We start from the raw sequence: 19,804 nt of genomic DNA on the forward strand, positions 1-19,804 counted from the left end.
TATGTCGCGATGTATTACTGGTCATCGAACAAATCAAAATCATCATTATCAGGTGGATTACCATCATAAACCAGATATTGACGACGTTGCAGATAGGCATTTCTTACGTATGCATATTCGTCATCGGTGGCTTCATCCAGAACCCGTTCTGACTTGAGCAGGTTGGCACGGGTATCCACCAAACGTGTTCCTGCAAAGGCATTACGTGCACCCGGACCTTCAACATACATCACCGGGTCAGTAAACATATCGCCAACTAAACCAAATGAGTCACGCACAGTGCGGGGACCAAAAAACGGTAATACGATGTAAGCGCCGGGTTCAGCACCCCAGGTTCCCAGTGTCTGACCGAAATCTTCGTTACGTTTCTTATTGCCAGCATGACCGGCAACATCAAAGATACCTGCCACCCCGACGGTGCTATTTAACAGAAAACGACCAGTATCATCGGCTGCCTGACTGAATTTACCTTGCAACAGGCTGTTAATAGCGACCGTAATGTCATTCAGGTTACTGAAGAAATTGCTGACGCCCCAGCTAATCGCATCAGGAACTACTGCATCGTAACCCTTGGCAACAGGCTTTAACACTGCGCGATCAACGGTATCGTTAAATTGATACATTGCACGGTTATAGCTTTCATATGGATCACGTTCATCAGGCGTTTGCACGGTGGCACAACCTGTGAACAGAACCATTAAACCGAGCAGGCTGAGCCTGGAAAAAACTTTTAGATCGAACATTGCGGCATTCCCTGAAACAAATTTACTGAGAATAATCTCACGGCAGTTCCAGGCTAATCAAGTGATCTGTTGTACTAATACCAAGAAAGTTTGATGGTGTTGTCACTTTGCAACATGAAAAAGATCGTTCATCCGCTTTTCTGGCCGAGCATTTGCGCAGTTTTAACCTGAGTTTCTGGATAGTTGTTATACATATAACCGGAAAATACTTCGCTACATTTGTGCCAGCTATTTTCGTGTGCATAAGCAATACAATCGGTTTTTTGCAGATTCAGCGCATTTAACGCTGCTTTTTGTAGATCCCAATCAAGCTCGCCGGTTTCACCTTTAATAATAATATCCTTCGGACCGGTCACAGGATAAGCGGCAACTGGCAATCCGCACGCCATCGCTTCAAGAATCACCAAGCCAAAAGTATCAGTCTTACTTGGAAATACAAAGACATCACCGCCAGCCAGATAGGCCGCGAGTTCTTCAGCAAATTTAGCACCGGTAAACAGCACATCAGAGTAACGTTTTTGCAGCATGTCTAAATCAGGCCCATCGCCAATCACTACTTTACTGCCGGGTAAATCCAAATCCAGAAAGGCTTCAATGTTCTTTTCAACAGCAACCCGGCCCATATTGATAAAAACCGGGCGGGGTAAGTCATAATTTTTGGCATTATTTGTAGTGAATATATCGGTATCGACACCACGTCCCCACACGTACACATCCTGAAAACCATATTGCTGCAAGCGTTGTTGTTGTGAAATGGTGGGCACCAGAGTTCTCACCGCCGGACGATGAAAACGTCGCAGCCAGGCATAGCTCCAACTAAGCGGTACCGGTAAACGCAGACGTAAATATTCGGGAAACTGAGTATGAAATGAAGTCGTAAAGCGAATGTTATTCCGCAGGCACCAACGTCTGGCTGCCATGCCTAAAGGACCTTCAGTAGCAATATGTACGGCGTCTGCTTGCAGATTGTCGAGCATAATTGCCAGTTTTCGATATGGCATCAAGGCCAGCCGAATAGAGGGGTAACTCGGACAGGGAATGGTTTTAAAATCTAGTGGACTGAGCATGATGACTTCATAGCCCATTTCCTGAAGATGCTCGCGGGTTTTCCCCAGAGTTCGCACAACCCCGTTGACCTGAGGCTCCCAGGCATCTGTAACGATAACCAGTTTCATCAAGCGGCTTTGGCAATCAATGTTTGCTGATTAAATACTGCTGCCCATGGAATGATTTCCATCCGGCCATCAGGGTGTTCCACTAAAGCCGTACAACTCTCTACCCAATCGCCGCAATTGTAGTAATCGATGTCTTCAATGCGGGTGATTTCAGCACGGTGAATATGTCCGCAGACAACCCCATCTACCTCTTGTTTAGAGGCCTCATGTGCCACAGCTTCTTCAAAATTACTGATGTACTGCACTGCATTTTTGACTTTATGTTTCAAAAACGCTGCCAGTGACCAGTAAGAGAAGCCCATCTTACGGCGGAAGTAATTCACCCAGCGATTGGCACGCAATAAAAACTCGTAGAGCCGGCTGCCGATTTTGGCCAGCATTGGCGAAATTTTCACTACGCTATCGAATTGATCGCCGTGAATGATTAACAACTTACGTTTATCAGCGGTGGTATGAATGATTTCGTTATGGATCTGCACATTACCGAACACGGCACCATCATAATCACGCAGAATCTCATCATGGTTGCCGGGAACGAAAATGACCTTGGTATTGTGCTTGGCTTTGCCGAGCAGGGTACGGACAACGTTATTGTGTTCCTGAGGCCAGTACATGCGCTTTTTCATTTCCCAGACGTCGATAATATCGCCGACCAGATAAAGATATTCGCATTCCACATTATGTAAAAAGTTAAGGAGGAGCTCGGCACTGCAGCCTCGGAAGCCAAGATGGATATCCGAAATGAACACGGTGCGAACTTTCAGCTTTTGCTTGTGACTTAGTTGTGTTTGCATAAGGCACTCATTCACTTAAAATTCTGAGCAAACCTTATCTATTAGATATTGCAGTGTGATGACTATTTTGTTGCGTTACCATGACAATAACTTCACGCGCTACACTGCGGGCGATACCGAACCTAATCAGGACACTATTATGAGCAATCCATTATTGGAAAACCACCGTCTACCGCCATTTTCCGCAATTAAAGCAAAGCATGTTGAGCCCGCAATTGATCACGCATTAAGCACGGCTCGCAATAAAATTGACACTATTTTGAGCACGCTTTCAGAGCCAACATGGGACACATTGGTACAGCCAATGGAAGATATGGATGCATTGATTGACAGTGTCTGGTCGCCGGTCAGCCATATGAATTCGGTGGTCAACTCAGAAGAGCTGCGTCAGGCCTACAACGCCTGTTTGCCTAAACTCAGCGAGTTTTCGACTGAGTTGGGCCAGAATGAAATGCTGTATCAAGCCTATAAAGCCATTGCTGAAGGCGCTGAATATCAGAAACTGGATACGGCGCAGAAGAAAGTCATTGATAACGCCGTTCGTGATTTTCGTTTGTCAGGTGTTGAGCTGGATCAGCAGCAACGTGATGAATTTAAAAAGCTGTCACAACAAATGACTGAACGCACCGCCAAATTTGAAGAAAATTTACTGGATGCAACTCACGCCTGGCGTAAGTTGATCACAGACGAGTCATTATTATCAGGTTTACCGCCATCCACCATTGAAATGGCTGAGCAAATGGCCAAACGCGAAGGTGAGGAAGGCTGGTTGTTTACCCTTGACTTCCCATCGTATATGCCAGTCATGTCCTACGCCGATAATCGTGAATTGCGAGAGGAAATGTATACCGCGTTTGCCACCAAGGCTTCCGATCAGGGACCGAATGCCGGTAAATGGGATAACACTGAAGTGATGCTGGATATTCTGAACCTGCGTCATCAGTTGGCTAACCTGCTAGGGTTTGCCAATCATGCTGAACGTTCTTTGGCCACCAAAATGGCGCAATCACCGCAACAGGTTCTGGACTTTCTGCAGGATTTAGCCAAGCGCTCCAAACCGATTGCCGAGCAGGAATATGCCGAATTACGCGCCTTTGCCAAATCCACTGCCGATCAGGATCAACTTGAGGCCTGGGATGTCACCTATTTTGCAGAAAAACTGCGTCAGCAACGTTATTCGATCTCACAGGAAGAATTAAAACCGTACTTCCCGGAAAACAAAGTGGTGAATGGCCTGTTTGCCGTAGTCAACCGTTTATACGGTCTGGATATTCGGGAACGCACGGATGTAGATGTCTGGCACAAAGACGTACGCTTCTTTGAAATTGTTGCCGAGAATGGCAACGTACGTGCTCAGTTCTATCTGGATTTATACGCCCGTCAGCACAAACGTGGTGGCGCATGGATGGATGAATGCAAGGCTCGCCGTCGCACTGCCGAAGGCATTGAAATTCCAGTGGCGTTTTTGACCTGTAATTTCTCTGAACCCGTCGGCGATAAACCGGCTTTGTTTACCCATGATGAAGTGACTACCTTATTCCATGAATTCGGTCACGGTCTGCATCATATGCTGACAAAAATTGAATATGCCGGTGTGTCGGGTATTAATGGTGTGGCGTGGGATGCGGTCGAGCTGCCAAGTCAGTTTATGGAAAACTGGTGCTGGGAGCGTGAAGCATTGGATTTAATTTCCGGCCATTATCAAACCGGTGAAAAACTGCCTGATGATTTGTTCGACAAAATGCTGGCGGCTCGTAACTTCCAATCGGCAATGATGATGTTACGTCAGCTGGAATTCTCGTTATTTGACTTCCGGTTGCATCTGGAGTTTAACCCGAATGAGCCGAATCAGGTCGACAAGATTCTGGAACAGGTGCGTAACGAAGTCACCGTGGTGAAGCCTCCCAAATTCAATCGCTTTGCCCACAGCTTTGCCCATATCTTTGCTGGTGGTTATGCCGCAGGTTATTACAGCTATAAATGGGCCGAAGTGCTGTCCGCCGATGCGTTTTCCAAGTTTGAAGAGAAGGGTATCTTTGATCGGCAGACCGGTCTGGAATTTCTTGAAGCCATTCTGGAGCAGGGTGGTTCTCGCGAACCGATGGAGCTGTTTATTGAGTTCCGTGGCCGCGAACCGCAGATTGATGCATTGTTAAGACATACCGGCATTGCTGCATAAAATAAAAAAAGCCCCGATATTTCGGGGCTTAAACGGTCTATGAAAGTTCGGTAGACCCTTCTTTCTTGTTATTTTGATGCTGATGACTTTATGAATTCAGACAGATCTGAACTGTTTCCTGAGCATTTTGAACCATTATGGTTGCTTGTTCTTTTGAAAGTTTGCCCGATTCAATATCTTTAAGCATTTCTGTGTTTAAGTCATGAGTCGTTTGCGCAATATCAGCTCCTTGTGCTACAGGCTTAATTGCTTTTTCACGATAAGTTTCCGGAAACTGGCTCAGTCCCTGTAACTGACAACCAGCCATCTTGGTAACATAGGCACTGGCCTCAGCATCAACGGCACGCGCTGTCATTTCTGGTCTATCAGCACTCAATTTTTGCACAACTAACGGTTTTAATTGCGTGATGTAATTAGTTTTATAGTTTTCTTCATCTTGGTCATTGATTGCCAGGGCTTGCTGCATTGCAAAAACAAAAGGCAATGCCAATAATATTTTTTTCATTTTATTTCTCTCAAAAATTGGAGTCAGTTAAAGCATTGGACTTTAATTATCTGACTTTAAACTGACCAGTTTCAAATTCATGTTAATCAGGGCCTGTTTATTTTTCAGAGCCTCAATAGAGGCAGATATTAAAGATCAACAGAGCCTAGATTCACAACACAGCTTTACACACAGAAGCATTGAAAAGCAAAATCGCGCTAACGGTTTATTTATTAAAGAATAATCATTAGCGTTGGTGGATATGAAAAATAAACAAATCTTAGCGTAACTGACTGTCCTTACTACCACGTCGATTAAATAGATTTAACGCCTTGTTTTCTTTATCGATCATTTCCTGACATTTCACACAAAGACGTACGCCCGGCACAGCTTCACGACGTGCCAGGGGGATTTCCTTTTCGCACTCTTCACAATGCGTCAGGCTTTCGCCTTTGGGTAAACGAGAACGGACCTGTTGGATACCATCTTCAACACTGGCATCAATCTGATCCTGCACCGCACCATCACGAGACCAACCTCCAGCCATAACAACCTCCAACTGACTGACTTCATAGCTTTATTTAAGCATATTAAACCTATATTGGGGTGGATGCGTTAAAACGCAAGATGATAAAGATGGATTGTATTTCAAGGATAGGTTGGGTTGAACCTGTGAAACCCAACAATCACATTTTCGTAAATGAAGAACCCAACAGGTGAGGCGAACTCCAATCGTCCCCTTTTGTGTTGACGAGTAGCGGTTTTTTGTCAGGATTAGAGACTTACCTGTCTGATTCGTGGCATCCCTGCCACTCACCCTTCGGGCGCCTCCGGCGTCCAAATTTGTTCCAGACAAATTTGTGAGCGCAGCGAGTTTGGTGAGTCTCCCTGACAAAAAACGCAACGCAGTAGAGCCGCAGGCCAACACAAGGGGTGCCCTGGGGTTGTTAGGGGAATGGGCACGCATTCCCCTGACTCGACATCAAGTCGAAACAAAATACTTTTATAAAAAATACGAATTGTTGGGCTTCGTTCCTCAGCCGCAACCTACCAAGTTTTAATAATGATACCGACAAGAAACAATCGTAATCGCTGAATCCTCAACGGCATAAACCAAGCGATGGGTATCATCAATCCGTCGCGACCAGAAACCGGATAGATTTTCTTTTAAGGCCTCCGGTTTGCCGATCCCTTCAAAGGGACTGCGTTGAACATCGGTGATCAATTTGTTGATTCGGCGTAGTGTTTTTTTATCCTGACCTTGCCAGTAGAGATAATCTTTCCAAGCCTCGTCAGTCCATGACAATAAGCGTTTAGTCATCCATCAGCTCTCGCGGTTTCGCCTTGCCAGCTTTGAATTGTTCAATCGATTTATTCAGATGTTTTACGTTCTCCGGTGAGCGCAGTAAATGCACGGTTTCCATCAGGCCGTTGAAGTAATCCAACGACATCACCACGGCATCTTCTGCATCACGGCGGGTGATGATGGTGGTATCTGCATCGTTCACCACACCATCAAGAACGGTTTTTAAGCTATTTCTGGCTTCAGAAAATGAGACGATTTTCATATCGGCACCTTTGTACAATGAGTTGTACAAGTATAGTTGGATGGGGTTACTTGTACAATAAGTTGTTCAAGTTTTTTATCGGTGGTGATATTAATTTTTGGTAGGTTGCGGTTGAGCCTGCGAAACCCAACAATTGGGGTTTGAAATCTCAACAATTTATTGACCTTATGATTTGGAACGCTGCCGCGGGGCGTTCATTTCTTTTGCTTGCCCAAAAGAAACGAACCAAAGAAAAAGGCACCCCATGTGTTGGCCTGCGGTTCCCCGATAAAAATGGCTATCTCAGGGAAATCGAAAAAACTCGCTTCGCTCAGACATTCCGATTTCTAATCCTGAAATAACCATTTTTATCGGCAACACAAAAGGGGGATCCTAGCCTCACGTTTTGGGATTCTCCCTTAACGCCCTTATACGAAGCCGAGCATCACAGAGCTGGTCGGATCAGCATGACGGTTGTTTGACCGAAGGGAGTTTCCGTCATGCCCGACCAGATCGAGAAGCGCAGGGAACCCGCAGGGCGAGTATGGGCTGGCTTTTTTTGGTTCGTTTTTTGGCCACGCAAAAAATGAACAGTGGGCTTTAGTCCACAAGAAAAATCAAATTCGTTGAGCCACCAAAACCTGAATGGGAGACGACTTAGCGTTGCCAGCGAAACCCTTTTGATTCCATGCAGTTGGAGATTACTGAGTCTTGTTCAGCAGATGGTATTTTATTGAGTTGGACTTGGTACTTGCAGTCAGCCAGTGCTGTATGTGTGTCTTCTGCGTTGATATCAGTCTTCCTCCATGATGCTTGAGGTGTTGCACAGGCAGTGACTAATAAGATTGTTGCCAACGTTGAAGTGATGGTAATGACTTTCATGAAAATCCTTTAAAGTTACTGTCCTTAATTGAGATTTCATCTTACCAAGAAAAGTCACTTGTGCAAGTTTGTCTGTATTTATAATTCGTGTTGCAATGCCGAAAAAGTTGGGCTTCGTCCCTCAGCCAAACCTACCCACTGTGTAAAAGTCTAGCTATAAAAATCAGCCAAGAATTCTGACTTCATGAAGCACTCTTATCAAAAAAATCAGGTCGAAACTGCTAAGCTACTTCCTAACCAAACAAGAAAAAATATACTCTAATGAAATACACCGACCTAAGAGACTTCATCACCAACCTGGAAAAACAGGGCGAGCTAAAACGCATCACCACCGAGGTAGATCCCCATCTGGAGATGACGGAGATTTGTGACCGGGTGTTGCGTGCTGGTGGTCCGGCGATTCTGTTTGAGAACCCGAAAGGCAGCAAGATTCCGGTATTAGCTAATCTGTTTGGTACGCCAAAACGGGTAGCTCTGGGCATGGGTGAGGATTCGGTTGAGGCATTGCGCGAAGTCGGTAAGTTACTGGCGTTTTTGAAAGAGCCTGAACCACCTAAGGGCATGAAAGACGCCTGGGATAAGTTACCGATCTTTCGTCAGGTTTTGAATATGGGCCCGAAGGTGGTGAAAAAAGCCCCTTGTCAGGAGCAGGTGATTGAGGGCGATGCCATTGATTTGGCTGATTATCCGATTCAACTCTGTTGGCCGGAAGATGCTGCACCGCTAATTACCTGGGGGTTGGTAGTGACCAAAGGGCCGCACAAAACCCGCCAGAATCTGGGTATTTATCGTCAGCAGGTTATTGGTAAAAACCGAGTGATTATGCGTTGGTTATCGCATCGGGGTGGTGCACTGGATTTTAAGGAATGGCAGCAAACGCATCCTGGTGAGCCGTTTCCAATCGCTGTGGTATTAGGGTGTGATCCTGCGACGATTTTAGGGGCGGTGACGCCTGTACCAGATACTCTGTCTGAATATGCCTTTGCCGGCCTGCTTCGTGGTAGCAAAACCGAATTAGTGAAATGTATCGGCAGTGATTTGCAGGTGCCTGCCCATGCTGAGATTGTGCTAGAAGGTTTTATCTATCCGGATGATATGGCACCGGAAGGTCCGTATGGCGATCACACCGGTTATTACAATGAAGTCGATAGCTTTCCGGTATTTACCATTGAACGCATTACACAGCGTAAAAATCCGATTTACCACAGCACTTACACTGGTCGTCCGCCGGATGAGCCGGCGATTCTTGGCGTGGCGTTAAACGAAGTATTTGTGCCGATTTTGCAGAAACAGTTTCCGGAGATTATCGATTTTTATCTGCCGCCAGAGGGCTGTTCATATCGGATGGCCGTGGTCAGCATGAAAAAACAATATGCCGGTCATGCCAAGCGGGTGATGATGGGCGTCTGGTCTTTTTTACGGCAGTTTATGTATACAAAATTCGTGATTGTCGTCGACGATGATGTGAACGTACGCGATTGGCAGGATGTAATCTGGGCGATTACTACACGGATGGATCCGGCTCGGGATACGGTTTTAATTGAAAATACGCCGATTGATTATCTGGATTTTGCTTCTCCGGTGTCGGGGCTTGGATCCAAAATGGGTATGGATGCCACCAATAAATTGCCCGGCGAAACCAACCGCGAGTGGGGCAGACCGATTGAGAAAGATCCGGCAGTTGTCGCTCGGGTTGATGCGATTTGGTCAGAGTTGGGTTTGGATGAAGATAGCTTAGCCCGGTAGTTGAATACCGGCTAAAGCTAACAGATTCAATACCGCCATAATGATCAATAACCAGATGGTCAATTGCATACCAATGATTCGTCGGGGAATGATGGCTTTGCTGACACCATTGGCATGAATTACTCGACCAATGATAAACAGGCTGCCCAGTACATGGATTAACCAGATTGGGCCCTGGTTAAGTTCAAAAACAATTAACAATAGCAAACCAATGGGCAGATATTCAACTGCATTGGCATGCGCCCTAATCGCTGCGAGTAGATCTTTATACCCACCATCGGCCAATGCCACTTTATGTAGACGTTGCAGCGCATTGACATTACGTGCTAAAGCGACGATCAGAAATGCTGCAAGTGGGATATATAATGGTGGCGTGCATAAACCCTAGTCCCAAGCATGTAGTGAGAGTCTTAGGGTGCCTTATTCAGCCGTCGTTGATCCAGCTTTATTTTCTTTCTGTTTTTGCCACCAATGCGAATGACTGTTTTGCACATGATGATGGGTATGTACCGGCCGCATCATGCGGTTGCTGATAAGCGCCACAATCAGCAATGATGCCATCACATACATGGTGGTGTTATAGAGACTTGGTGTGGGATCCATGGTGCCAGCAGGAACAATTTCCATCAGTGAGGCAATCGAAACGGTACTGGTTTGAATCAAGGTATCGAGTTCTGTAATAGGCGCACCAAAGCGGCTGAGAAATACATTCGGGTCGACGGTATTTGCCAGGTTGTGAATAGCTTTATAAATCGATTGTTCACGTAAATGGGTGAGTAATACCGGTCCCAGAATGCCAGCGACGCTCCAGGCCGTCAGCAGACGTCCATGAATACCACCGACATGCAACGTACCGAAGATATCAGCCAGATAGGCGGGAATAGTGGCAAAGCCACCGCCATACATGGTGAAAATCAGCATGGTGACCCCATAAAATAGAATCAACCACACTACGGCTGGATTAATGCTGGCTTGCATGGCAATAAAGGGAATCGACAGATATAACAACGCACCGAGCATAAAGAAAATAGTGTAAGTTGTTTGCCGGCCAATATAATCCGACATGGATGACCAAAAGAAGCGTCCCGCCATATTAAACACGCTGATCATAAGCACATAGGTGGCGGCGAATCCTGCATCCACTATTGACGGCAAACTAGGGCCAAAAATATCAGTGATCATGGTCTTCGCCACACCAATCACGCCGATGCCAGCTGTGACGTTAAAACACAACATAATCCACAGTTGATAGAGCTGTGGTGTTTTTAGTGCCTGATCAATATGTACATGATTTTGAGTAATCAGTGATTTAGCCGCTTTTTTGTTTGGATCTGGATTCCAGCCTGCCGGTTTCCAATCTGCTGGTGGCACCCGAAAACTAAATGCGGCAATCACCATCACCACAAAATAAACAATGCCCAATGTTAGAAATACCGAAGCTGCTCCGGTACTGCCCGAACCGACGACATAAACTCCTTCAGGACCAAGCAATGGCATAGTGGCCATATCTTTGGCAGTGGCGACCACCACTTCGACTTTATCTCCTGCCATTTCAACAAAACGCCGGCCATTTTCGGTGATTAATGCCAAATCCGTGGCTTTGCCGAGATAGGTGGGAGCTTCATAGAACAACGCTAGCAGATAACCTTTTAACGGCGCACCAATAATCGCACCTCCGCCAAAACCCATAATGGCAATCCCGGTCGCCATGCCCCGTCGATCCGGAAACCAGCGGATTAAGGTGCTGACCGGTGTCACGTACGCGAGACCCAGACCACAACCACCAATAACGCCATAGCCCAGATAGATTAACCAAAGTTCATGCAGATAGAGCCCCAGACTGCTAATTAAAAAACCACCACCCCATAGACATGCAGCAAGAAATCCGGTGGCTCTTGGGCCCACCTGTTCAAGCCATTTGCCACCAATGGCAGCGGCGAGTCCGAGAAAAACAATGGCAGTTGAGAAGATCCAGATCACTGATGAAAAATGCCAGTCATCGGCAGCACTGGCCACTACCCCGAGCTGCTTAATCAATGACGGATTAAACATACTCCATGCATAGACAGAACCGATACAAAGATGAATAAAAACGGATGCTGGGGCTATCCACCAACGATTAAATCCAGGCTTGGCAACGATATGCCTTTTATGAAGATGGGCCAGCATGATGTTTTATCCTGAAATACTCATGGTTCTGTTGATTGCAGTAGTAATCGTTGGTTTTGGGGTGAGTGCTAAGCGGATTGTTGTTGTACCTGCACGCTTTGTAACCGGTTTATCGCATCACGTGCTAAGGGTGAAAGGTTGGTGTCATCTGTAGCAGCATCTATCAGGTCGTGACGCATCTTGGGCGTCCAGAAACGGATAAGATGCTGTTCAATGCGTTCAGCTGCTTCAGCAGATTCATAAGTGCTGAGATTGGCAGCAATCTGATTGATCATTTTTATTAAGGTGGCTGTTTGGGAATGACTATCGTGGCTCATTGAGTTGCTCTTTAAATGACGTGGTTTAAAAGCTCAGGTTGATGGGGATCATGATAAATAATCTGTTTATCTGCTCTGGCAAATCCAATTAACAGTAATCCCGCCTGGCGTGCCTGTTCAATGGCGAGACTGGTAGGCGCCGAAATAGCGATCAGACAACCCGCGCCTGCCATGCAGGTTTTTTGTACCATTTCATAGCTGGCCCTGCTGGTGACCAAAATAAAACCATTATGGCGATCCAGCGACGTGCTTGACATTGCCCCAATCAATTTATCAAGCGCATTGTGGCGACCGACATCTTCACGGGCTAATTTAATATCTCCTTTGAGTGAACACCATGCTGCTGCATGTGTTGCACCTGTCAGGCCGCTGATGTGTTGATGCGCACGAATGGTTTCAAGAGCCTGAGTGATGACATCATGACTTATCTGTGGAGCTTCAACGGAGGGGATGGGTCTGATGGCCTGTTTCAGCGATTCGATACCACACAGACCACAACCGGTTCGACCAGTCATATTTCGGCGTTTAGATTTGAGCTTTTCAAAAGCATCATCGGCGATTTGTAAACGAATAGTAATACCAGATTTTGTTTGTGTGACATGAACATGATGAATCTGATCCCGAGCTTCGACAATTTCTTCAGTCAAACTGAAGCCTATGGCAAAGTCCTCAAGATTTGCTGGTGAAGCCATCATTACTACATGTGATATATAGTTATAAACTAGGGCAACGGGCACCTCGACAGCCACATCATCAGAACCCCAGCGGGTCTGTTTCAAGTTTGGGCTATAGATTGAAACAGAAGTCGGTAATGAGGTTTTATAAACATAGTTCATGACGTTGTTAAATCGGTTGGTGAAGTTAAGTCGTTTTGGGTCTTTAAAAGCTGCAGTTGAAATGCTTTAAATGTCTCAAAGTTTTTCTGCCATTCGGATGGCTGAGTGACCCGCTCGATCTGGACTGCTGTGACTTTATACTCTGGACAGTTGGTGGCCCAATCTGAATTATCGGTGGTGATAACGTTGGCACCACTGCCGGGATGATGGAAAGTGGTGTAGACCACGCCAGGTAATACTTTTTCGGTAAGGCAAGCACGTAAGACGGTCTGTCCGGCCCGGCTGGAAATACCGACCCAGTCGCCTTCTTTTATTCCTCTGACTTCCGCATCATGAGGATGAATATCCAGACGATCTTCTTTATGCCAAAGCTGGTTTTCGGTTCGACGAGTTTGTGCTCCCACATTGTATTGCGACAGAATCCGTCCAGTAGTGAGCAATAAAGGAAAACGGCTGTTGGTTCGTTCTTCAGTGGCGATATATTCAGTAACAATAAAGCGCCCTTTGCCGATCGGAAAATCATCAACGTGCATGGTTGGTGTGCCAGTTGGGTGATCGTTATTACAAGGCCATTGAATACTACCTAATTTGTCAAGCAGTCTAAAACTCACACCAGTAAAAGTTGGTGTGAGCTGTGCTATTTCATCCATTATTTCCGATGGATGGTTATACTGCATCGGATAGCCAAATGCTTTGGCTAAATCCATTGTGATTTGCCAGTCTTCCTTACCCGCCAGAGGGGGTATTACTTTTCGAACGCGATTTATCCGGCGTTCAGCGTTGGTGAAAGTACCATCTTTTTCCAAGAAGGAAGATCCCGGCAATAACACATGCGCGAATTTGGCAGTTTCATTCAAAAACAGATCTTGCACAATCAAGCATTCGAGAGAACGTAGTGCCTTTTCTACATGCTGAGTGTCTGGATCAGATTGGGCGATATCCTCTCCTTGGACGTAAAGGCCCTTAAACTCTCCGGCAATTGCGGCATCAAACATGTTCGAAATACGTAAGCCAGGCTCTTTATCCAGAGACACTCCCCAGGCGGCTTCAAAATGAGCACGTGGTGCATCATCGGAAATATGTTGATAACCCGGTAATTCATGTGGAAAGGAGCCCATATCACACGAACCCTGCACGTTATTCTGACCACGTAGCGGGTTCACCCCAACACCTTCACGACCCAGATTACCAGTAGCCATCGCCAGGTTGGCGATACCTATCACCATAGTTGAGCCCTGGCTATGCTCGGTGACTCCTAGTCCATAATAGATTGCACTGTTGTTACCTTGGGCGAAGCTGCGAGCTGCCTGGCGTACTTTCTCTGCAGAGACGCCGGTAATCGCTTCAACAGATTCCGGAGAATGTCTTTCGTCACGAATAAATTCACGCCATTTGTCGTAGGTTTTCATATCACAGCGCGACTCAATAAATGCATGATCTTCAAGCCCTTCGGTGATCACAACATGTGCCAAGGAGTTGATCAACGCGACATTGGAACCGGGTTTGATCGGCAGATGTATTGCTGATTTAAGATGTGGTGTTTTCAATAAGTCGATATGTCTTGGATCGGCTACGATCAACTGTGCACCTTCACGCAGACGACGACGCATCATTGATCCAAATACCGGATGTGCATCGGTGGGGTTGGCACCGAGCACCATGATTACATCTGATTTCATTACCGAGTCAAAATCCTGCGTACCGGCTGATTCGCCCAAGGTGGCTTTAAGACCATAACCGGTTGGCGAGTGGCAAACACGTGCGCAGGTATCTGTATTGTTATTACCGAAGGCTGCCCGGATCATTTTTTGTACCAGATAGGTCTCCTCATTGGTGCAACGTGATGAGGTAATGCCACCAATACTGTTGCGACCATATTTTTGCTGGAGACCTTTGAGTTTATCGGCCGCGAACTGTATGGCTTTTTCCCAGCTGGCTTCCTGCCAGGGTTCGTTGATATTATTACGAATCATTGGCGTCTTCAGACGATCCTGATGGGTTGCATAGCCAAAGGCAAAACGGCCCTTAACACAGGAGTGACCATGATTGGCATCGCCACCTTTGTAAGGCACCATACGCACTACTTGATTACCTTTCATTTCAGCTTTGAAAGAACAACCGACACCACAATAAGCACAGGTAGTGACGATGCTGTGTTCTGGCTGACCCATTTCCACAATGTTTTTTTCCATCAGGGTGGAGGTTGGACAAGCCTGCACACAGGCACCGCAGGATACGCATTCAGAGTCCATAAAATCATTATGCTGACTCGGCGAAACCACCGAAGCAAAACCCCGACCATCAATGGTCAACGCAAAGGTACCTTGCACTTCTTCACAGGCCCTTACGCAACGTGAGCAAACAATGCATTTGCTTGGATCAAAATCGAAATAGGGATTGCTATGATCTTTTTCGCTTTGCAGATGATTCTCACCAGCATAGCCGTAACGGACATCGCGCAGACCGACTGCACCGGCCATATCTTGTAATTCGCAGTTACCATTTGCCGGGCAGGTCAGGCAATCCAGTGGATGATCGGAAATATACAGTTCCATAATATTACGGCGTAAGTCAGCCAGTTTTTTGTTCTGGGTCGTAACTTTCATGCCTGCATCCACTGTGGTGGTGCATGAAGCGGGATAACCGCGTCTGCCTTCAATTTGCACGGCACATAAACGACAGGATCCGAACGATTCCAGATTATCGGTGGCACATAGTTTTGGAATATTAATATCAACCAGTGCTGCTGCCCGCATGACGGAAGTGCCTTCCGGTACCGAGATTTCAATACCGTCGATTTCCAGCGTCACCAGCTTTTCTGATAGACGGGCCGGTGTGCCGTAATCTTTGTTGGGATTAAATCTTTCTACTTTCATAACTTACTCCTGACGCTCATGGCGCAGTTCGTCGGGAAAAAACTTCATCACACTTTGCACGGGAATTGGCGTCATACTGCCCATGGCGCACAAAGAGCCATCGACCATGGTCTCGCATAGATCTTCGAGCAGTTGCCAATTGCTCTCGGTTCTTTCACCGGCGCGAATCCGATCAATGACTTCCACCCCTCTGGTGGACCCAATACGACAGGGAGTGCATTTGCCACAGGATTCGACTTTGCAGAATTCCATCGCAAATCTGGCCTGGTCACCCATATCAACACTGTCATCAAACATCACCACACCACCGTGACCAAGCACCGCTTGTTCAGAGGAAAAAGCTTCATAATCAATAATAGTATCCCACTGATTTTCCGGCAGATACGCACCTAAAGGGCCACCAACCTGCACAGCTTTCAACGGTCGACCGCTACGGGTACCACCGCCAAAATCATTCATCAATTTGTTCAGTGAAATACCAAAGGCCAGTTCGACCAAGCCGCCATATTTGACGTTGCCAGTGAGTTGGATCGGCATGGTGCCTCGAGAACGGCCCACACCATAATCGGCATAGGCCTGACCACCCTTGTTGAGAATGTAGGGAATGGCTGCCAAAGATAAAACGTTATTGACGACCGTCGGTTTGCCAAATAAACCGACAATCGCAGGAAGTGGCGGTTTGGCCCGGACTAATCCGCGTTTGCCTTCCAGGCTGTCGAGTAATGACGTTTCTTCACCGCAGATATAGGCACCGGCACCTAAACGAACTTCTAAATTAAAGTGTTTTTGACTGCCGCGAATATTGCTACCCAGATAGCCATGTTGATAAGCGGTTTCAGTCGCTTTGGTTAATATTTGATGGGCAATAGGGTATTCCGAGCGTAAATAAATATAGCCTTGAGTGGCTCCTACGGCGAGACCTGCGATGGTCATACCTTCGATGAGCATGAAAGGGTCACATTCCATCACCAGCCGATCAGCAAAGGTGCCCGAGTCACCTTCATCGGCATTACAGACGATATATTTCTGTTCGTCCGGCGTATCCAGAACAGTTTGCCATTTAATGCCTGTGGGAAAAGCCGCACCGCCACGGCCACGTAAGCCGGAGGTTTTTACTTCATCGACAATCTGTTGTCCAGTCATTATCAAGGCATTGTCCAGACCGGTGTAACCATCATGTTCGAGATAATCATCTAGCGACAATGGATCGGTAATACCAGCACGGGAAAAAGTTAAACGCTGTTGATTTTTCAGATAAGGGATTTGCTCGACCAGTCCCACACAGAGAGTGTGCTGTGTTTGACCCAGATAAAAGTTTTGTTCGAAAAGTGTCTGTACATCATTTGAGGTAACTGGTCCAAAACCCAGACGACCGTTGTCGGTTTCGATTTCGATTAACGGTTCGAGCCATAGCAGCCCTCGAGAGCCATTTCGAACTAAGGTGATGTCAATGCCGCGACTTAATGCCTCAGCTTGAATCAAGGTGGCAATCTGATCTGCGCCCAAGGAACGAGCGGTGGTATCACTGGGAACAAAAATCCGTATCGACATTAGCCTGCCTCCTGCAAATGCTGACGACAGTTTTCCATCAATTCATCAAAACGTTCCGGGGTGACACGGCCATGGATATCATCATTAATACGTATTGAAGGACCAGTGGCACAATTACCCAGGCAATAAACGGGTTCCAACGTGATACTGCCGCAATCGGTTGTTTGCTGATAATCAATATTAAGCGTATTTTTTGCGTGTTTTTCCAATTGACGACAGCCTACAGATTGGCAAGCTTCGCCACGGCAGATTTCAACGATGTTTTGCCCAGTGGGATGATTATGGAAATGTGCGTAAAAGCTTATAACCCCATGCACTTCGGCACGTGTGAGTAACATTTCGTCAGCAATAACAGGAACCACATTATCTGGAATATGCCCGATATATTGCTGAATAGCATGTAAGACCGGTAATAAAGCACCGGGCTTTTCTTTTAGCTGCTGGATGATTTCACGGACGTTTTTCATCTGCCATTGCCCAGGTGTTTTCATTTCTCCCCTCACGCTTATATATGAATATATTTGCATATAAAGTTTTAGTTTTACTGTTTTTAAAACAATAACACAGTAAAATAAGCTTAAAAATATGCAAAAAATTGCATATTTAGACTATGGGGAAATAGCTTGTTTAGAGAAAGATCATCAGACAGAAAGAGAAGTGGATGAAAAGTTATACAAAGAATTAGCTTAATTTTCGGAAAAACCTTTTCCGAAAATCTGCTCAAACGCGACTTCCTGACCGCAGCGATCTAGCTGGTAACCCTCAAGATCGACTAACGCATTCTGAAAAGCATGTCCATTTACGCATTCAAACAAGGTTTGCACACTTTCATGCTCAAATTGCTGCTGATTGACAGCAAGACAATAGTGTTCCCATTGGATAGGAACAAAGTTGAGACCGAATTTTTGGGCTGCTGCAGCGATACCAAAACCACAGTCAGCTGCGCCACTGGCCACCATTGCAGCTACGGCCATATGCGTAAACTCTTCCTGCTTATAACCTGTAATAGTCATCGGATCAATGTGTTGCAGATCGAGTAATTGATCCAGTAATAGGCGTGTTCCGGAATCTTTCTGACGATTAATAAAGTGGTAGCCGCCCTTGCTTAAGTCAGCGAGTGAGTGTATGGAAAGCGGATTGTCTTTAGGTACCATTAACCCTTGCAATCGTCTGACCAGATAGATTAGACGATGATTTTCCGGCGAAATATGTTGCAAATACTGTGATGAAACACGTTTGCCAAGTTCACCCTCGGGTACATGAAAGCCGGCAATATCACATTGATTTTCTTTTAACGCTCGCAGACTTTCCAGGCTGCCGTGAAAGTGTAATTCAACTGGCATATCCTGAAGCTGGTTCAAGGTATCTCGTAACGCGCTGACGGCTAAACCGTGACTGGCATAAATTCTTAGGTGATAATTTTTCTGTGCTTGTTGAATACTCGATAGCTGGTGGGCCAGTTCAGTAGCTTGATTGGCAAGTTGAGGTGCATGACGAGCCTGCAATTGTCGTTGAGCCTGTAATAGCTTTTCGCCAGCTTCAGTTAATTTGGCGCCACGACCACGGTGTTTGATAATCAGAGGTGAACCGAACAGTTTTTCTCCTTTCTCCATCAAGCCCCAGGCATGCCTATAGGAGGTCTGGCATTGCAATGCAGCTTGTTGCAGTGAACCTAGCTGATCAAGGCTGGTCAGCAGGCTAAATAAGACGGGATCCACGGTAACGGTTTTCCCCTCATGTTCAATCTGCCAGAGAAAGTTGATTTGAATATTCAATGGGTAAACAGGTTTGATAGCCGATGAAAATGCGCTATCAATTTGACTTTTGTTTTTTATAAACCATCGGTATTGGATTCCACCCAACGCGCGCCTTGCTGATTCTGTTCTTTTTTCCAGAACGGTGCTTTGTATTTAAGTTCTTCGATTAACCAGTTACAGGCATCCAATGCCGCACGGCGATGTGCTGACCAACAAGCAATTAACACAATTGCTTCGCCTGGGAATACTTTCCCCACACGGTGCAGGATCAGACAATCATTTAAAGGCCATTCGGTTTTAGCGTGTTTTTCCAGCTTTTCGAGATACCGCTGAGTCATGGCCGGGTAATGCTCCAGTGTCATGGTTCGTACCGAAGCATCATCGTTATAATTGCGCATGGTTCCGATAAAATTGGCTGAAGCACCATCTCTGCCCGCTGGCATCTTTTGGGAAAATTCAGTGAGCCATTGATAGGGTTGAAAATCGTTATCAAGAATATGCGTGGCCATGATTAACCTCCGGTAACCGGTGGGAAAAAGGCAACTTCATCCCCATCTTTCACCTGACTTTGCATATTGGCATAGTCAAGATTGATAGCGACGAGCAAGTTATCGGGCAAGGGGGCAGACTGGGTTGCCTGATTCCATACCTCGGTCACAGTGGAGGCATGTTCTACGGCGGTCTCACTCTGCCTCAGGCTTTCTCGCAGACTGGCAAAAAATTTGACTTGAATAGACATCTGGTTGAT

The 19,804-nt window shown here is 46.2% G+C and carries 20 protein-coding genes; 2 read left to right on the top strand and 18 right to left on the bottom strand.

Annotated features, from left to right (window positions below; all coding sequences use genetic code 11):
* Nucleotides 1–14: 14 nt before the first annotated feature.
* The 3 genes from Q7A_RS03785 to Q7A_RS03795 form a co-directional block, all read right to left on the bottom strand.
* On the bottom strand, nucleotides 15–743 hold the full coding sequence (locus Q7A_RS03785) for an MlaA family lipoprotein (protein WP_014706010.1): 729 nt from the start codon (nucleotides 741–743) through the stop codon (nucleotides 15–17).
* A 128-nt stretch (nucleotides 744–871) separates the two neighbouring features.
* Nucleotides 872–1,918 carry a glycosyltransferase family 4 protein gene (locus tag Q7A_RS03790; RefSeq protein WP_014706011.1) on the bottom strand — a complete coding sequence of 349 codons (1,047 nt, stop codon included), beginning with the start codon at nucleotides 1,916–1,918 and terminating at the stop codon, nucleotides 872–874.
* The gene (locus tag Q7A_RS03795; protein WP_014706012.1) at nucleotides 1,918–2,712 is read right to left on the bottom strand and encodes a UDP-2,3-diacylglucosamine diphosphatase; all 795 of its coding nucleotides are present in this window, start codon (nucleotides 2,710–2,712) and stop codon (nucleotides 1,918–1,920) included. The genes Q7A_RS03790 and Q7A_RS03795 overlap by 1 nt, the downstream gene beginning before the upstream one ends.
* A gap of 139 nt (nucleotides 2,713–2,851) precedes the next feature.
* On the opposite strand from Q7A_RS03795, the gene prlC reads away from it, so the two are divergent.
* Nucleotides 2,852–4,891 (top strand): oligopeptidase A, encoded by a 2,040-nt coding sequence (prlC, locus tag Q7A_RS03800; protein ID WP_041354334.1) that lies wholly within the window; start codon nucleotides 2,852–2,854, stop codon nucleotides 4,889–4,891.
* An 88-nt stretch (nucleotides 4,892–4,979) separates the two neighbouring features.
* Here the strand turns inward: prlC and Q7A_RS03805 are convergent, their stop codons facing one another.
* The 5 genes from Q7A_RS03805 to Q7A_RS03830 form a co-directional block, all read right to left on the bottom strand.
* The gene (locus Q7A_RS03805) at nucleotides 4,980–5,396 is read right to left on the bottom strand and encodes a hypothetical protein (protein ID WP_014706014.1); all 417 of its coding nucleotides are present in this window, start codon (nucleotides 5,394–5,396) and stop codon (nucleotides 4,980–4,982) included.
* Between the two features lie 259 nt (nucleotides 5,397–5,655).
* A complete protein-coding gene (locus Q7A_RS03810) occupies nucleotides 5,656–5,922 on the bottom strand; it encodes a DksA/TraR family C4-type zinc finger protein (RefSeq protein WP_014706016.1) in 267 nt (88 codons plus the stop codon).
* Nucleotides 5,923–6,432: 510 nt separating this feature from the next.
* Complete coding sequence (locus Q7A_RS03820; RefSeq protein WP_014706017.1) at nucleotides 6,433–6,696, bottom strand: Txe/YoeB family addiction module toxin; 264 nt, start codon at nucleotides 6,694–6,696, stop codon at nucleotides 6,433–6,435.
* Nucleotides 6,689–6,943: a type II toxin-antitoxin system Phd/YefM family antitoxin gene (locus Q7A_RS03825; RefSeq protein ID WP_014706018.1), complete on the bottom strand. Its 255-nt coding sequence runs from the start codon at nucleotides 6,941–6,943 to the stop codon at nucleotides 6,689–6,691. The genes Q7A_RS03820 and Q7A_RS03825 overlap by 8 nt, the downstream gene beginning before the upstream one ends.
* Nucleotides 6,944–7,579: 636 nt before the next feature.
* A complete protein-coding gene (locus tag Q7A_RS03830; protein WP_041354338.1) occupies nucleotides 7,580–7,804 on the bottom strand; it encodes a hypothetical protein in 225 nt (74 codons plus the stop codon).
* A gap of 261 nt (nucleotides 7,805–8,065) precedes the next feature.
* Between Q7A_RS03830 and ubiD the strand changes: the two genes are divergently transcribed.
* The gene (gene ubiD, locus Q7A_RS03835; protein WP_014706020.1) at nucleotides 8,066–9,550 is read left to right on the top strand and encodes a 4-hydroxy-3-polyprenylbenzoate decarboxylase; all 1,485 of its coding nucleotides are present in this window, start codon (nucleotides 8,066–8,068) and stop codon (nucleotides 9,548–9,550) included.
* Here the strand turns inward: ubiD and Q7A_RS03840 are convergent.
* The 10 genes from Q7A_RS03840 to Q7A_RS03885 form a co-directional block, all read right to left on the bottom strand.
* Nucleotides 9,539–9,910 (bottom strand): MAPEG family protein, encoded by a 372-nt coding sequence (locus Q7A_RS03840; protein WP_041354340.1) that lies wholly within the window; start codon nucleotides 9,908–9,910, stop codon nucleotides 9,539–9,541. The two genes, ubiD and Q7A_RS03840, sit on opposite strands and share 12 nt — an antisense overlap.
* Nucleotides 9,911–9,970: 60 nt before the next feature.
* The gene (locus Q7A_RS03845) at nucleotides 9,971–11,719 is read right to left on the bottom strand and encodes an OFA family MFS transporter (RefSeq protein ID WP_014706022.1); all 1,749 of its coding nucleotides are present in this window, start codon (nucleotides 11,717–11,719) and stop codon (nucleotides 9,971–9,973) included.
* Between the two features lie 68 nt (nucleotides 11,720–11,787).
* On the bottom strand, nucleotides 11,788–12,036 hold the full coding sequence (locus Q7A_RS03850) for a formate dehydrogenase subunit delta (RefSeq protein ID WP_041354342.1): 249 nt from the start codon (nucleotides 12,034–12,036) through the stop codon (nucleotides 11,788–11,790).
* Nucleotides 12,037–12,047: 11 nt separating this feature from the next.
* Nucleotides 12,048–12,872 (bottom strand): formate dehydrogenase accessory sulfurtransferase FdhD, encoded by an 825-nt coding sequence (gene fdhD, locus Q7A_RS03855; RefSeq protein WP_014706024.1) that lies wholly within the window; start codon nucleotides 12,870–12,872, stop codon nucleotides 12,048–12,050.
* Nucleotides 12,869–15,748, bottom strand: coding sequence for a formate dehydrogenase subunit alpha (gene fdhF, locus Q7A_RS03860; protein ID WP_014706025.1), 2,880 nt, complete (start codon nucleotides 15,746–15,748; stop codon nucleotides 12,869–12,871). The genes fdhD and fdhF overlap by 4 nt, the downstream gene beginning before the upstream one ends.
* Before the next feature lie 3 nt (nucleotides 15,749–15,751).
* Nucleotides 15,752–17,299 carry a formate dehydrogenase beta subunit gene (locus tag Q7A_RS03865; RefSeq protein ID WP_014706026.1) on the bottom strand — a complete coding sequence of 516 codons (1,548 nt, stop codon included), beginning with the start codon at nucleotides 17,297–17,299 and terminating at the stop codon, nucleotides 15,752–15,754.
* Entirely contained in the window at nucleotides 17,299–17,790 is a 492-nt protein-coding gene (locus Q7A_RS03870) for a formate dehydrogenase subunit gamma (RefSeq protein WP_014706027.1), read from the bottom strand. The genes Q7A_RS03865 and Q7A_RS03870 overlap by 1 nt, the downstream gene beginning before the upstream one ends.
* A 195-nt stretch (nucleotides 17,791–17,985) precedes the next feature.
* The gene (locus Q7A_RS03875) at nucleotides 17,986–19,074 is read right to left on the bottom strand and encodes a substrate-binding domain-containing protein (protein ID WP_014706028.1); all 1,089 of its coding nucleotides are present in this window, start codon (nucleotides 19,072–19,074) and stop codon (nucleotides 17,986–17,988) included.
* Nucleotides 19,075–19,130: 56 nt separating this feature from the next.
* Nucleotides 19,131–19,565, bottom strand: a complete 435-nt coding sequence (locus tag Q7A_RS03880; RefSeq protein ID WP_014706029.1) for a molybdenum cofactor biosynthesis protein MoaE — start codon at nucleotides 19,563–19,565, stop codon at nucleotides 19,131–19,133.
* Between the two features lie 2 nt (nucleotides 19,566–19,567).
* Nucleotides 19,568–19,795, bottom strand: a complete 228-nt coding sequence (locus Q7A_RS03885; protein WP_014706030.1) for a MoaD/ThiS family protein — start codon at nucleotides 19,793–19,795, stop codon at nucleotides 19,568–19,570.
* Nucleotides 19,796–19,804 lie beyond the last annotated feature (9 nt).

The sequence above is a fragment of the Methylophaga nitratireducenticrescens genome (assembly GCF_000260985.4).
Lineage (GTDB): Bacteria > Pseudomonadota > Gammaproteobacteria > Nitrosococcales > Methylophagaceae > Methylophaga > Methylophaga nitratireducenticrescens.